Annotated in this window: 12 protein-coding genes; 7 read left to right on the top strand and 5 right to left on the bottom strand. The window is 63.0% G+C overall.

Annotated features, from left to right (window positions below; genetic code table 11):
* The first annotated feature begins 111 nt into the window (after positions 1–111).
* From L8U58_RS05770 to L8U58_RS05760, 3 genes are all read left to right on the top strand, one after another.
* Positions 112–1,278, top strand: a complete 1,167-nt coding sequence (locus L8U58_RS05770) for an acyltransferase family protein (RefSeq protein ID WP_269954895.1) — start codon at positions 112–114, stop codon at positions 1,276–1,278.
* A gap of 31 nt (positions 1,279–1,309) precedes the next feature.
* Positions 1,310–1,828, top strand: a complete 519-nt coding sequence (locus L8U58_RS05765; RefSeq protein WP_034972073.1) for a polyadenylate-specific 3'-exoribonuclease AS — start codon at positions 1,310–1,312, stop codon at positions 1,826–1,828.
* Positions 1,829–1,947: 119 nt separating this feature from the next.
* Entirely contained in the window at positions 1,948–3,336 is a 1,389-nt protein-coding gene (locus L8U58_RS05760; protein WP_034970203.1) for a class II 3-deoxy-7-phosphoheptulonate synthase, read from the top strand.
* Here the strand turns inward: L8U58_RS05760 and L8U58_RS05755 are convergent.
* Positions 3,333–5,399 carry a Stk1 family PASTA domain-containing Ser/Thr kinase gene (locus tag L8U58_RS05755; RefSeq protein WP_043012234.1) on the bottom strand — a complete coding sequence of 689 codons (2,067 nt, stop codon included), beginning with the start codon at positions 5,397–5,399 and terminating at the stop codon, positions 3,333–3,335. The two genes, L8U58_RS05760 and L8U58_RS05755, sit on opposite strands and share 4 nt — an antisense overlap.
* Positions 5,400–5,668: 269 nt before the next feature.
* Between L8U58_RS05755 and L8U58_RS05750 the strand changes: the two genes are divergently transcribed.
* A complete protein-coding gene (locus L8U58_RS05750; protein ID WP_269954920.1) occupies positions 5,669–6,064 on the top strand; it encodes an Rv2175c family DNA-binding protein in 396 nt (131 codons plus the stop codon).
* On the opposite strand, the gene L8U58_RS05745 is transcribed toward L8U58_RS05750, so the two are convergent.
* From L8U58_RS05745 to L8U58_RS05735, 3 genes are read right to left on the bottom strand one after another with little or no spacing between them, the layout of a single operon-like run.
* Positions 5,964–7,592, bottom strand: a complete 1,629-nt coding sequence (locus L8U58_RS05745) for an alpha-(1->6)-mannopyranosyltransferase A (RefSeq protein ID WP_187401676.1) — start codon at positions 7,590–7,592, stop codon at positions 5,964–5,966. The genes L8U58_RS05750 and L8U58_RS05745 overlap by 101 nt on opposite strands.
* The gene (gene crtI, locus L8U58_RS05740; protein WP_269954894.1) at positions 7,592–9,346 is read right to left on the bottom strand and encodes a phytoene desaturase family protein; all 1,755 of its coding nucleotides are present in this window, start codon (positions 9,344–9,346) and stop codon (positions 7,592–7,594) included. Before crtI ends, L8U58_RS05745 begins: the two co-directional genes overlap by 1 nt.
* Positions 9,347–10,522 carry a polyprenyl synthetase family protein gene (locus tag L8U58_RS05735; protein WP_269954893.1) on the bottom strand — a complete coding sequence of 392 codons (1,176 nt, stop codon included), beginning with the start codon at positions 10,520–10,522 and terminating at the stop codon, positions 9,347–9,349.
* Positions 10,523–10,660: 138 nt separating this feature from the next.
* Here L8U58_RS05735 and metF point away from each other — a divergent pair, with 138 nt between their 5' ends.
* Positions 10,661–11,629 (top strand): methylenetetrahydrofolate reductase [NAD(P)H], encoded by a 969-nt coding sequence (metF, locus tag L8U58_RS05730; RefSeq protein WP_269954892.1) that lies wholly within the window; start codon positions 10,661–10,663, stop codon positions 11,627–11,629.
* On the opposite strand, the gene L8U58_RS05725 is transcribed toward metF, so the two are convergent.
* A complete protein-coding gene (locus L8U58_RS05725; RefSeq protein WP_269954891.1) occupies positions 11,626–12,219 on the bottom strand; it encodes a GNAT family N-acetyltransferase in 594 nt (197 codons plus the stop codon). The genes metF and L8U58_RS05725 overlap by 4 nt on opposite strands.
* A gap of 171 nt (positions 12,220–12,390) precedes the next feature.
* On the opposite strand from L8U58_RS05725, the gene L8U58_RS05720 reads away from it, so the two are divergent.
* Complete coding sequence (locus L8U58_RS05720) at positions 12,391–12,834, top strand: SAV_6107 family HEPN domain-containing protein (RefSeq protein ID WP_051891408.1); 444 nt, start codon at positions 12,391–12,393, stop codon at positions 12,832–12,834.
* A 154-nt stretch (positions 12,835–12,988) separates the two neighbouring features.
* The gene (locus L8U58_RS05715) at positions 12,989–13,399 is read left to right on the top strand and encodes a DUF3040 domain-containing protein (protein WP_034977315.1); all 411 of its coding nucleotides are present in this window, start codon (positions 12,989–12,991) and stop codon (positions 13,397–13,399) included.
* Positions 13,400–13,533: the final 134 nt, after the last annotated feature.

Genomic DNA, 13,533 nt, shown 5'->3' with positions numbered 1-13,533 from the left:
ATCAGTCGCTACCCGAGCACTACCCGGGTTTTACCCAGGCCTTTTCCGACACGCCCCGATCGCTTCGAAGGTTGACGTAGCGGGTAGAAAACTGATCTTCTAGTAAGAATTATGGCGAAAACAGATGAGGAGCCTTCCCTAGCCAGGGCGGCCGAGCGGAAGGATCCGCACCGGGCGCAGGCGCTAGCTGTGAAGCAAAGAGTTGACTGGGCAGACGCCGCCAAGGGGCTGTCCATTATCGGCGTGTGCATTATGCACGTGGTCACTGGAATCCCAGGGGGAGAGGATACGACCCTGGGTGAACTCTCCAGCTTCCTCGACCCGCTGCGTATGCCGCTGTTCTTCCTGGTCTCCGGCTTGTTTTCCCACCGCATTTTGGAACGATCCTTCGGCGACCTGTTCTACCGTCGCCTGTGGTTCCTGCTGGTGCCATACCTGGTGTTTAACCCCTTCCACGCGCTGACCCGCATGAGCATCGACGGGGAATACTCGATGCGCGCCCTTATCAAGGCCATGCTGTTCGGCAACGTGGGCCTGTGGTTTCTGTACGCGTTGATGCTCTACAACATCTTCGCCTGGCTTCTGCGCAAGCAGCCGCCGTGGCTGGCAACCCTGATTTCCTGCCTCCCACTGATCATCGGTGCCTTCCTGGGCGGCGGCGAGGACATCTTCTTCCGCCACGTACTGACATTCGTGCCGATGTTCTTCATCGGGCTGCACTACCGGGACATCTTCTTCCGACTGGCCAGCGTGGCCTTCCGCCCGTGGGTCGTGGTGGGCAGTGCCGCGATGTTCTTCGGCTCTGAATACCTGATGCGTGGTCTGTCGAAGACCGTCTTTAGCGATTGGACGCCTACCGTTGCCGCCATCACCCTGGGCACGGATCTGCTGCGCTCGCTGGCCGCGCTGCCTTTCGCCATCGTTGTGGCTGTCTGGATCTGCGCCATTCCCTACGTGCGCCGCGTATTCCTCTTCGTCGGTCGCAACACGCTGCAGGTCTACGTCTTCCACCCGCTGGGTCTGTTCCTGCTGGGCGGAGCCGCAGTCTCCTTGGCGGAAGCGCACCCGGAGTCGCTGTCCTTCCTTGGCACCCTGGCCGGCCAGCTGTGGTGGGCCATTGGTGCGTGCGTGGTCGCCTCTGCCGTGGGCTATGCCATCGGGAAAACGCCTTACTTGCGGTGGGTGCTGTTCCCGCCGCCACCGCGGCGTCCCAAAGAAAAAGAGCAACAACCCCGCTACAGCGTTAAGTCCGGGGGCGAACGAACCCTGTCGGCCTAGCCGTGGGTGAGGGGCTCTAGACTGGATTACCGTGCGCTACTTCTACGACACTGAATTCATCGAGGACGGCACCACGATCGATCTGATCTCCATCGGCGTGGTGGCCGAAGACGGCCGGGAGTTCTACGCGGTCTCCACAGAATTCAACGCGCACCGGGCGGGGCAGTGGGTGCAGAAGAACGTGCTACCGCAACTGCCGCCGCGTTCCGATAAAGCGTGGATGGATAGGGCGACGATCCGCACCAAACTGCATGAGTTCCTAGTGCCCGAGCGGGCAACGAAGGCCCGCGGAAAGCCCGTGGAGCGCCCCGAACTGTGGGCCTGGGTCGGGGCGTACGATCATGTGGCTCTGGCGCAACTGTGGGGCGACATGACGGGCTTGCCCGCCGACTTGCCACGCTTCACCCACGAGCTGAAGCAGCTGTGGGAGATGGCCGGTCGACCGCGGTTGCCCGAAAGCCCGAGCAACGCTCACGATGCTCTTGCGGACGCCCGTTTCAACGCCGTGAAGTATCGCCTTTCCATGGAAGCGCTGCGCGGGCTACGTTGACCGCCAACGTTAACCGCCGTTAACCGCAGCGTCACCCCCATCTGCGGGGGTCGGCTACCGCACAGCCTGAAAAAGGCCTGAATGCCGACAGCGCTGTCCCGGTACAGTATGCTTTCTCTATGGCTTGGACAATTGATGCACCGCTAGACGAACTGCCCGATCTGCCTCCGCTTCCTGCGAAGATTGCGGAGAAATTAGAAGATGCGCTGTCCCGCGACGCGAAGCAACAGCCCAGCTGGGATCCGGAGCACGCCGGACGGGTGCGGAAGATCCTGGAATCCGTACCGCCGATTGTAGTGGCGCCCGAGATTAAGAAGCTGAAGAAGCAGCTGGCAGACGTCGCCTTGGGTAAGGCATTCCTGCTGCAGGGTGGCGATTGTGCCGAGACCTTTGAGACCAACACCGAACCGCACCTGCGGGGCAACGTTAAGACCCTGCTGCAGATGGCGGTTGTGCTGACCTACGGTGCCTCCACTCCCGTGGTGAAGATGGGCCGTATCGCCGGCCAGTACGCCAAGCCACGCTCCGCGGACCGCGACTCTAATGGTTTGCTGAACTACCGCGGTGACCTGGTTAACGGCGTAGAGGCCACGGAGGAGGCCCGCGCCCACGACCCATCCCGCATGGTGCGCGCCTACGCTAACTCCTCGGCGGCGATGAACCTGGTGCGTGCCCTGACGAACTCCGGCACGGCGGATCTTTACAAGCTGCACGAGTGGAATCGCGAGTTCGTCGCAACCTCCCCAGCAGGTGCCCGCTACGAGGCCCTGGCGACGGAGATCGACCGCGGCCTGGAGTTCATGTCCGCCTGCGGCGTGACTTCGGAAACCCTGCGTTCTGCCGACATTTTTGCCTCCCACGAGGCCCTGGTCATGGACTACGAGCGCGCAATGCTGCGCCTGGCTCATGACGAAGAGGGCAACGACGCACTGTACAACCTGTCCGCACACCAGGTGTGGATCGGTGAGCGCACCCGCGGGATCGATGACGCGCACATCCGCTTCGCCTCCCTGATCGCCAACCCGGTGGGCGTGAAGATCGGCCCGACCACCACGCCGGAGGAGGCCGTCGCTTACGTCCGCCAGCTGGATCCGGATAACAAGCCGGGCCGACTGACTCTGATCACCCGCATGGGCTACGACAAGATCCGCACGGTTCTGCCTCCCATCGTGGAAGCCGTGGAGGCGACCGGGCACAAGGTCATCTGGCAGTGCGATCCGATGCACGGCAACACCTACACCTCCAGCAACGGCTACAAGACCCGCGACTTCGATCGCATCATCGACGAGGTGCAGGGCTTCTTCGAGGTGCACCGCAAGATTGGCTCGCACCCGGGCGGTATCCATGTGGAGCTGACCGGTGAGGACGTCACCGAGGTCGTCGGCGGCGGCCAGTCCATCTCGGATCTGGACCTGCCGGAGCGCTACGCCACCACCGTCGACCCGCGCCTGAACACCCAGCAGTCGCTGGAGCTGGCGTTCCTCGTGGCGGAGATGCTGCGCAACTAGATTGTGGTCAGGGTGACCGTGGCCCCTCGGTGGCTGCGGGAACCGGGCCCGGGGGACTGGCTGATAACGAAGCCCTGGGGGTTCCCCTTGATCTTGACCTCAAAGCCGGAATCCTCCAGCTTTTCCTTCGCCCTTTCGGCAGTCAGGCCGAATACCCACGGCACGCGCTGGGACGTGGATTCGCGGATTTCCACGTCCTTGTTCTTTTCCGGATCCACCTGCTCGCCCGCCTTGGGCGACTGTTCCGCTACGTGCCCGGATTTCTCGGAGGAGTCCTCCACGGGATCGCCATCGACCGGGTTCAACCCTGCATCGCGCAGAGCCTTACGGGCGTCATCCATAGAAAGCCCCTGCACGTCCGGCACGGTGACCGGCGGTTTGCCCTTGCTCATGTGCACCACGATGGTCGATCCGGTCCGCACCTCGGATCCAGCGGCGGGCTTTACCTCCGCGACGTGCCCTTTTGCTACGTCCTCGGAGTAGACGTCGTCGCCTTTCTTCACCTTGAGGGTGCGGTCGGACAATTTTTTGGTGTAGTACTGCAGGCTCGAATTCTTTCCTGGATCAGGCACCGTCGGCTTGCCTAGCGACAGCAGCACGGCGACCTCGGAGCCCCGGACGGCGCGGTGCCCCTTCGCGGGATCGGTACCCATCACCGTGTTCTTCTCCGCGTCGTTGTCGTAGCGCTCGTCCAACGTGGAGCTGAACCCGGCTTCCTCAATCGTCGCCTGCGCGGTGGCTTTATCCATGCCCAGGACGGTGGGAATCTCGCCGTAGCGGCCAGAGGTAAACCACCATCCGCCTAGTGCAATCCCGACGACCAGTGCGAGGAGCACCAGGATCCAGATGACCGTTGCCAGGGGGGATTTGTTGGTGAGCTTGCGAACGGGCCGCGCCGCGCGCGGTGGATGCGCCGGATACGCCGGGTGCGCCGGGTGTGCCGGGGGTCCCGGGCGCGGAGACATGGCGTCCGGGCGCTCGGCGTAGCCCGGACGACCGGGCTGGTCGTAGCGAGTCTCGGTCGTGTGACGGGAGTCTGGACGGGCGCTGTAGCGAGCACCGGGTTGCGCATGATCCTGCTCTGGCAGCGTAACGGCGCGGGTCGACATGGATTCGTCGTTCCAGGGCGTGCGCTCGCCAAAGTCCGTACCCGCCAGCGCGCTGCGAACGGCAGAATCGGTGGGCGCGGGAACCTGGAACTCCGGGATATCCAGCTCCTCGGCGGTGCGCTCGACCGCATCCAGGAACTCGGTGCCGTCCTGGAAGCGCTGGCGGGGGTCGCGGTGGCAGGCTCGAAGTACCAGTTCGTCGATCTCCGGCGGCACATCAGGCATCAGGGTGCTCGGTGCCGGCACGGGTCGATTGATGCGAGCCATTGCCGTTTCCACGGCGGTGCCGCCCTTAAACGGGGTGCGGCCGGTCAGAAGCTCAAACAGTAGGATGCCCGCGGAGTACACGTCGCTGGCCTGCGTCAGGTTCTCACCGCGAACCTGTTCAGGGGAGAGGTAGCCGACGGTGCCGATGACCTGCCCATTGACGGCAGTGGTCGTTTCCGACTGCTCACCCATGGCGGTGTTGATTGCACGCACCAACCCAAAATCCGCTAGCTTCACGCGGTGGTCGTCGCTGATCAGTACGTTGTCGGGTTTGATATCGCGGTGAATCATTCCCTTCGAATGAGCCAGAGCCAGCGCGCCCAGCACCGGCTTCATCACCGCAACGGCCGCGTGGGGTGGCATGGGGCCGCGTTCCTTGAGGAGTTCGCGCAGCGATCCACCCTCGACCAGCTCCATGACCAGAAACACGTAGTCTTCGTCTACACCCTGGTCAAAAACGTTAACCAGGGTCGGGTCGCTAAGCTTCGCCACGGCGCGCGCTTCGCGTTCGAAGCGGGTGCGGAAGGCTGGTTCTTGGGCGAGCGCGGGATCCATCACCTTGACGGCGACTTCGCGATCCAGGCGGGTATCGATCGCTGCGTAGACGGTGGACATGCCACCGCGGGCGATTTGGGCGCCGATGCGGTAGCGCCCCTCTAGCAGGTCTCCCGGGTAAAGCTCGCTCACGTCTATTCTCAGCCTCGGTTTCTTTGCGGTCGTTTGGGTTCTTCTACAGGGTTATCTTGGGAGAATTGGTATGCAATGTTGCGCAATTATTCTAGTGGTACTCGTGTCATTATACGTTTAGAGTTACGCGCGCCCCTATTTGTTTCCGGTCGATCGTTGCCGAATGTTGCTGAATGTTGCCGAATGCTATTGACTCTTCTTGACGCCCACGCGCTACAGTGGCCACCGTGAGCAACCAAAACAAGCACGCAAACAACCACGACGCATCCATGCAGTCCGCGGACGCAAGCCAGGGAAAGATCCTCGACGAGGCAGTGGGCGGGGTTCCCGCAGGCGAAGAGGTCTTGCCCCTCCCCGACATTGCAGAACGGATGAACCTGGTGGTCACCCGGGTGATGGACATGCTGGGCAAGAAGCAGCTGCTGGCCGTAGTGGTCGACGGCGTGCGGTACGTACCCAGCCGATTCTTGGATGACGATGGACAGCTAAACCGGTTTGTTCCCGGAGCCATCGCTTTGCTGAGCGATGGCGGGTATTCCGATACGGAGATTCTGGATTACCTGTTTACTGAAGATGATTCTCTGCCGGGGCGACCGGTGGATGCCCTGCACGGGCACCTTGCCCGCGAGGTGATGCGCAGGGCTCAGGCGATGGCGATTTTGTAGTCCGCCAGGGCAGTGTGGGGGAGTAGTCCAGGCAGGCGTGGGCTACCCAGGCGAATACCGCAGCGATGGCGATAACCCACCACAGGGCGTAGAGGCGGTTGTTGCCGCCACCGTCGAACATGAAAGCCACCCACATGCAGAACACGCTGGTCAGGTAGATCAACCTCGGCGACTGGTTGGCTAGTGCAACTAGCGCCAGGGGCGCGGTGTAGTACCAGGGAAGTGTCACTGTATTGAGCACGCACGTAACGGCGTAGGCCACAGCCATGCCGGCGAAGGCGGTGCGCACGTCGTGGCGGAACAGCCACCACGCGACCACCAGACCCAGCAGCATGAGGGCGCTGCTGACGGGGCGGATTGCCTCCACCAACACGTTGAAGGTCAGATCGTCGTTGAAGCGCGAAAGCGGTGGTTCCAAAGAAGATGCAATGAACGATGGCAGGGCGAGGGGATTGATGACCTTCGAGTTGCCCGTGACCTCCGTGACCCAGCCCCAGGTTTGGTTGGTGGCAACGGTGATGAGGGCCAGGACTCCAACGCAGGTCGCAGCACTTGCCAGACCCGTCCACACCAGGGCGCCGAAGCGACGCCAGGTATCGCGGAGCTGCAGCCACCGGCGCTTACCTTCACTAGGCGGAAGTGGGCCTGCCACGCGCGCCACCATGATCCACACAGTGAAGGGAAGGGCGATAAACGCCGTGGCTTTCAGCGCAGCCGCTGCGCCGATCAGCGCCGCAGCCGCCAGGCCGCCAGCTACCGGTTGAACCCGCACGGCGCACAGGCAGCCCAACAGGATCAAAGCCATCATCAGGTTTTCGGTGTGCATTCCGCCGACCAGGTGCAGCACGCTCAGGGGGTTGAAAACCCCAAGCCATACCGCCACATCCGGGCGGACCCCCAAGTGGGATGCCAACCTAGCCACTGCCCAAGCCATGACCAGCACCGATGCGATGGAAAGAAGCTTGAAGGCAAGGATGCCGGAAGTAATGCTATCGCCGGTGATGGACGTGATTGCCTTGCCGAGACCCATGTGCAGTGGGCCATAGGGTGTGGTCGTGTTTCGCCAATCGGCGCTGACCTCGAAAAGCAGGGGGCCGGGGTTGGCGGCAGCGCCAACCTCGTAAGCGTTGAATCCATCGCGGGCCAGGGTTCCCTGCATTAGGTAGGAGTAAATGTCCCGGGACATCAAAGGGCCAGCCAAAACAAGTGGCCCAATCCAGGCCGCAACCGCAGACCGGCGAAGGGGCTGACCGTGAACAACAACGTGCCTGCCGATGACGATCCAGCTGAGGATCATCGCCAGAAGTGCCAGCCACATCACGACCGTCAGCATTCCAGCGGCATGGCCGAAAGTGAAGGAGCTTAGACCTAGCTCCTGCATGATTCCTCCGCGGGAACGGACAGCGCCGACGCAATGGGAAGTCAGCGTCAACAAGACACTGCCGATAAGCCCCAACCACACGGCACGGCTATAGCTGATCGCCTGCAGGCGGGATCGGGCCTTGTTTAGAAAGCCCTCCGCGGCCATCACAACACACCACCGCCGGTGATGCGCCGGGCGGCAAGCGCTCCGGAAAGAATCACGGTCGGCACGCCGACGCCGGGGGTCGTCGACGATCCGGCGAGCACCAGGTTATCCACCCCGAACGCCCGGGCGTTGCGGGGACGGAATGGCCCGGTTTGGGTGAAAGAATGTGCCAGGGCGAAGGGGGTGCCGGCACCGAAGCTGTGGTCACTGTGCCACGTTGCTGGGGTTTCCACCTTGGCGGCACAGAAGTGTTCTGCAATGCCGGTGTACCCACGCTGTTCCAGCACACCCAGGAGCTCTTGGACGTAGGGGGCCGTTACGTTGTCCCAATCGATATCCGCCGAGCGCAGGTTGGGGGCGGGCGCAAGAATGCTCAACGGCTCATAGGCAGTGCCGCCCGGCTGCACATCATCGCTTCCGGCAACGCGTTCCGGAACCGTCCGCGCCGGGCGGGTCAGCAGCAGCGAGGGGTCGCTCATGAGGCTGCCGCGCCCGCGGGTAGCCGTGATCTCGCGGAAGGTATCGTCCCAGGCCTCTCCAAAGCTGATGGTGTGGTGGCGCTGGGATTCCCACACACCGGATACGCCGGTCGGAATGGTGCCGTGAATGACTACGGCCGAGGGCGACCAGCGCAGCGGCGCAACCTTGCGCCACATGCGGCGGGCGAAGGAACGGGAAACCAGCGAGCTGGCGCGACCGGAGCGCGTCAACAAGCTGCCCACCACCGGCAGGTCGGGTGTTGCCACGACAGCGTCGCAGGCGATGTGTTCGCCCGAGCGGGTGTGCACTCCGGTGATGAGGTCCTCAGAGAAATCCACGCGCTCAACTGCGTCGGAGGTAATGATGCGTCCACCGGCAGCCCGCAGCGCCGCGGCCATGACCTCCGGCACCTCGCTCATAGAGAAGCCCGGGTAGAACACGCCCATGGTCGTATCCATGTGGGAAATAACGGTGTACACCGCACGTGCGTCCTTCGGCGCCACGCCCGCGTAAAGTGCCTGGAATGTAAACAGTCGCTGGAGGTCTGGGTCGGGCAGGTGCCGGGCGGCGGTCTTGCCGAGGCTGCCGAAGGCGCCGAGGGAGCCAAGGTGGCTGAGGTCGGACGCCGCAGCGGGCGTGGACAGCAAGTCCAGCGCCCCGTCAAAGTCCGCGGCCAGGAAGTTCTCGAAGCTAGCGCTGAACACGTCCTGCGACCACTGGCGGTGGGTGAGGTAACCGACCACCAGCTTGTCCGTCGCCGCGCTATCCAGCCCCTTGGCGGAAGCGAAGCGGCGAATCTCCGCGACCATAGCGTCGCGGTCAGCTAAGACCTCTATGTGCTGGCCACTGGCGAATTGCGCGTGGTAGGCCGGCGCCAGGCGCCGGGGAGCCCACGGGCGATCCAATCCCAGCTGCTGCACCGCCGAATCGGCGCGCAGGTCGAAGCCGACGGAAGCAACTGCCGACTCGACCAGTCCCGGCATGGTCAGCACCGTGGCGCCTGTGTCGGCAACGAAGTCGCCATGGGCACTGGTCAGCACCTCGCTACGGCAGCGGCCGCCAACCTCGCTGGCGGCCTCGATGACGGTCACATCACGTCCCGCGGAACGCAGGCGCAATGCGGCGGAGAGGCCAGCCAGCCCCGCGCCGATCACGACCACGCGCTCGCCATTGCCGGGCAGGCGACGGCGTAGCGTGGGGCGCGTCATGGGCACCAAGGGGCTCGGCAGGCTCAGGTGACGGCGACCGTCGGCAGAGCGGGTAGATAGCTTCATTTAAAACCTCCGGTGCGTTAGTTTTTCCGCCAGCTGAGTGAGTTCCGTGGTGATGTCTGCGCCCAAACCGCCCGCGCGCAGAGACTCGATCGCCCGTTGCGTGCGCGCCTCGATCAGTTTCTCCACCTCGGCCTGTGCGCCCGTGTCGTGGATGATGTCGCGCAGGCGTTCGATGTCAGCCTCTGTGGATTCCTCGCCCTTGCCCAGCCCCTTGCGCAGGGCGGTCGCCTGGGCGGCGTCGCCCCGACGCAGGGCTTCGTTGATGAGCGTGGTGCGCTTGCCCGTGCGCAGGTCATCGCCGGACGGCTTGCCGGTGACCTCCGGGTCGCCGAACACGCCCAGCTGATCGTCGCGCAGCTGGAAGGCCTCGCCGATATCCTGCCCGACGTTCCGCAGCATGTTGACGGTGCGCTCGCCCGCGCCTGCCAGTGCAGCGCCGATGTGCAGGGGGCGCGCGACAGTGTAAGAGGCCGTCTTGTACTTGATCACGGCAAAGGAATCTGCGACGTCCTCGCTGCCGTTCGCCTCGACGGCAATGTCCAGGATCTGCCCCGCGATGACCTCGGTGCGCATGGCGCGCCAGGCCGGGCGGGCACGGTGCAGCGCGTTGATGCTGAGCCCCGAACCGTTGTAAAGGTCATCCGCCCAGGCGAAAGCCAAGTCGCCGATGAGAATCGCCTGGCTGACCCCATAGTGTTGGGAGGAACCCAGCCAGCCGCGTTCGCGGTGGCGGGACTCGAAAGTGCGGTGGGCGGTGGGGAAGCCGCGCCGGGTATCGGAGCGGTCGATGATGTCATCGTGGATCAGGGCGCAGGCCTGGATGAACTCGAAGGACGATAGAGCGTTAAGCACTGCTGTCGAGTGTGCGCTGAGTTCTGCGGGGGCGGAGGACGGGGCGTCCATACCAATCCCACAAAGAGCATCCAGCGACCCGCCGCCGCCTTCGAGTGCCGCGCGGATACCTGCCCAGGCGAAGGTCGGGCGCACGCGCTTGCCGCCGTTAACGATGAAGTCGCGTAGAACCGCGATGGCGCCGTCAACGAGGGGGTTGATGTGAGAGAACTCCTGTTGGGATTGCTGCAGATACTTTTGCAGCTGCGTATCGACGGCGGCGGGAACAGCGGACAGTGGGGACTCGAGGTTCCAAGGGTGGGATGCCTGCTCATCGGTACTCATGGCTCCCTATTCTAAGGGGTTGAGGGCCGTGGGCGAAGAATAGAGCTATGGCGTGTGGGGGTGGGTTGCATGCAGGGAAACGCGGTGGAAAATCCGAAAACCTTGAAATGGACAGCTCTGTCTATATGATGTTTGGGTATGGCTAGTATCCGCAGGCAGGTTGCCGTATCCCAGTCCCTATCCCTCTTCACGCCGGGGCGCGTACCCTTCTCTGTTGAATTCATGCCGCCGCGCGACGATGCCGCCGAGGAACGACTGTGGAACGCCGCCGAAGCCTTCCACGACCTCGGGGTGAGCTTTGCCTCCGTGACCTACGGCGCCGGCGGTAGCACTCGCGAACGAACCCTGCGAGTGGCGGAGCGACTAGGGACCAAGCCGCTGACCACCCTGGTGCACATGACGTTGGTGCAGCACACCAAGGAAGAGCTGAAGGAGATGCTGCGAACCTACGCCTCCCTGGGGCTGACGAACCTTCTTGCGCTGCGCGGCGACCCGCCGGGTGATCCGAACGCCGAGTGGGTGGCCACGCCCGGCGGCCTGAACTACGCCAGCGAGTTGATCGACATGATCCGCGACATGCCGGAATGCGATGACTTCGATATCGGCATTGCCAGCTTTCCCGAAGGCCACTACCGCACCGGGTCGCTGGAGATGGATACGGAGTACACCCTGGCGAAGCTGCGCGCCGGGGCGCAGTACTCCATTACCCAGATGTTCTTCGATGTGGACCACTACCTGCGGCTGCGGGATCGCCTGGCCAAGGCTGATCCGGAGCACGGCCAGAAGCCGATCATTCCGGGGCTGATGCCGATCACGTCGTTGCGTAGCGTGCGCCGCCAGATGGAGCTGGCGGGAGCAGCGCTGCCGCCGCAGCTGGAGAAGCGCCTGTTGGATGCCGCAGCTGGCGACGAGGTGGCCAACCGCGACGCTATCCGCGAGGTCGGTATTGAAGTGACGACCGAGATGGCCGAGCGCCTGATCGCCGAAGGTGTGCCCGACCTGCACTTTATGACGATGAATAACGTGCGAGCCACCCAGGAGGTCTTGCACAACCTGGGAATGGCGCCGGCGTGGGGGCCGGGGCTTGGTCACGACATGGTGCGCTAGAGTCCGGCCCGCGTCCACTGCAGAATGCCGAACGGGCGGGGGTCTGCGGGGAACTTGAAGTTCCGCAGTACATCGGTGAAACCAGCCTTGCGATAAAGCTGCCAGGCTGCGTTCGCCTCGCCCTCCACCTCTGGCGTGGAGAGCATCACTGTGTTCTGTGGTGTTCGCTGCAGCAGGTTGTTCAGGATTTTGGTACCGACGCCCTCACCCTGCGCCGGTGGCAGAACATGTATCTCGGAAAGCTCTGCGTAGGCGTGGAGAATGCGGGAGATATCCGCGCGCGGGTGTCCGGCGAGCGCTAGTCCCCGCGCGACTTGGCGGTACCACCAGGTACTGGGGGAGCCGCGGAAGGTAAAGCCGATTCCCACGCAGCGCTGGCGGCTGTCATCTGGGTTCGGGGTGGAGTCCGCCTGGTGCAGTAGTGCCATGCTGCAGGTGAAGTCGGGCTGGGAGGCATTGTAAAACCACAACGATTTGCGCTGGGGGTGGGCTTCCTGGGGATAGCTCATCGCTGCGAGGTGAATATCGATGAGCTCGTCGAGGCGCGCGATGAATTGACGGTTGTTGGCGGGGAGGACGGATACGCGCATGGCCTCCATAGTGCCATCTGTGGGGAGGGCTTAGGTCTATATAGCGAATTAAAACATGTGTTCGAATAAGTGCTGGGGAGTATCGAGAGCTTGTCCGGGGTGCCTCCTATGGTGATGACTGAAAACAACAAGGCCGAAGAAGGGGGCTGCCCAATGAGGAAGGAAAGGCCAATGCAAGTAGATCAAGCACGGCAAGTAGATCAAACACGGCAGGTAGGGCGGATGGGGCGCGTGCGGCGCACCGTGAGCCCGCGCGGCTTCTTGGATGATGCGGAGCGCCAGTTGGAGCTTTCGCGTGCGGAGCTCAGGGAATCAGAGGCAATTGTTTACGCCTACCGGGCAGGGTTGCGAGCCGCCGGGGCGCTGATTGAATGGGAGATGGCATCGCGTAAGCGTCGCCCTAGCGGGAGTGCCTGGGCGAAGCTCCGGGTGCTGCGTCCAGATTTGGACGAGTGGTCAGAGGTCTTTGAAAAGCATGCGCGGGTAGCTAGCCGGGCGGGGTTGGGACTTAGCCAGGGGATCGCGCCCGATTCTCGCGGGACGATCTATCGCGACGCTTGTGAGTTGGTGGACGTTGCCCGCAGTGCCGTCGACTACCTGCCGAAGGTTGCTTAGGTCTGTTTAATTGTTGAAGAGCCTAATCGTTGTTTGAAAACCGCTGGCTGATGTAGGGTGGGTGAAGTGAAACTGCGGGTGAAGCGCGCGGGATGGAACTATTTCTCAGTGCCGAGCGTTGTCAAAAGTAGCCGCAAAGAAATGGGAGGTCGCGATGGCTCTATCGGAGCAGGAGCAGAGGATGCTCGCGGAGATCGAGCAGGCGCTGATCGCTGAAGATCCGCGCCTGGCGAAGCAGGCTTCCACCAGCGATAACCGGACGTTGAACTTCAACATTCGTTCCGTTGCGCTCATCGTTCTGGGGCTGACGGTGATGGTTGGTGGAATTGCCGCCGCTCAGCTGTCGCTGTGGTTTGTGGCGCTGAGCGTACTTGGATTCCTCATTATGTTTGGCGGGGGACTGCTGGCGTTTCAGCCGAATGAGGATCACGAGGCAGCTGCCATCAAGCGCTCCAAGTCTGGAAAGTCGGCGAAGAGCGCAGCTCGGCGAGCTTCCGGAGGTAGGGGTTCTGGGGGTCTAGGGGACAAGATGGAAGATAGCTTCCGTCGCCGCTTCGAGCGATAACCAACGACAACTAAAACCGGACAAACCACCGTTCCTTGCATCAAGGGGCGGTGGTTTTCTTTGTGTCGAATGGTGGACGCATTCACCACCTGTACGTATTCTTCCCCCACTTCACCCCACTCTGTTGGTTGACG

The organism is Corynebacterium macclintockiae (assembly GCF_027570165.1).
GTDB lineage: Bacteria > Actinomycetota > Actinomycetes > Mycobacteriales > Mycobacteriaceae > Corynebacterium > Corynebacterium macclintockiae.
The sequence above is the reverse complement of the archived record's forward strand: the minus strand, read 5'-3'. Positions and strand labels throughout refer to the sequence as shown.

Excerpts from the sequence above, each read along its gene's own strand:
- L8U58_RS05770 (WP_269954895.1), top strand. The coding sequence starts at position 112 with ATGGCGAAAACAGATGAGGAGCCTTCCCTAGCCAGGGCGGCCGAGCGG.
- L8U58_RS05760 (WP_034970203.1), top strand. The coding sequence starts at position 1,948 with ATGGCTTGGACAATTGATGCACCGCTAGACGAACTGCCCGATCTGCCT.
- L8U58_RS05750 (WP_269954920.1), top strand. The coding sequence starts at position 5,669 with ATGCAGTCCGCGGACGCAAGCCAGGGAAAGATCCTCGACGAGGCAGTG.
- L8U58_RS05745 (WP_187401676.1), bottom strand. The coding sequence starts at position 7,592 with ATGGCCGCGGAGGGCTTTCTAAACAAGGCCCGATCCCGCCTGCAGGCG.
- crtI (WP_269954894.1), bottom strand. The coding sequence starts at position 9,346 with ATGAAGCTATCTACCCGCTCTGCCGACGGTCGCCGTCACCTGAGCCTG.
- L8U58_RS05735 (WP_269954893.1), bottom strand. The coding sequence starts at position 10,522 with ATGAGTACCGATGAGCAGGCATCCCACCCTTGGAACCTCGAGTCCCCA.
- metF (WP_269954892.1), top strand. The coding sequence starts at position 10,661 with ATGGCTAGTATCCGCAGGCAGGTTGCCGTATCCCAGTCCCTATCCCTC.
- L8U58_RS05725 (WP_269954891.1), bottom strand. The coding sequence starts at position 12,219 with ATGCGCGTATCCGTCCTCCCCGCCAACAACCGTCAATTCATCGCGCGC.
- L8U58_RS05720 (WP_051891408.1), top strand. The coding sequence starts at position 12,391 with ATGCAAGTAGATCAAGCACGGCAAGTAGATCAAACACGGCAGGTAGGG.
- L8U58_RS05715 (WP_034977315.1), top strand. The coding sequence starts at position 12,989 with ATGGCTCTATCGGAGCAGGAGCAGAGGATGCTCGCGGAGATCGAGCAG.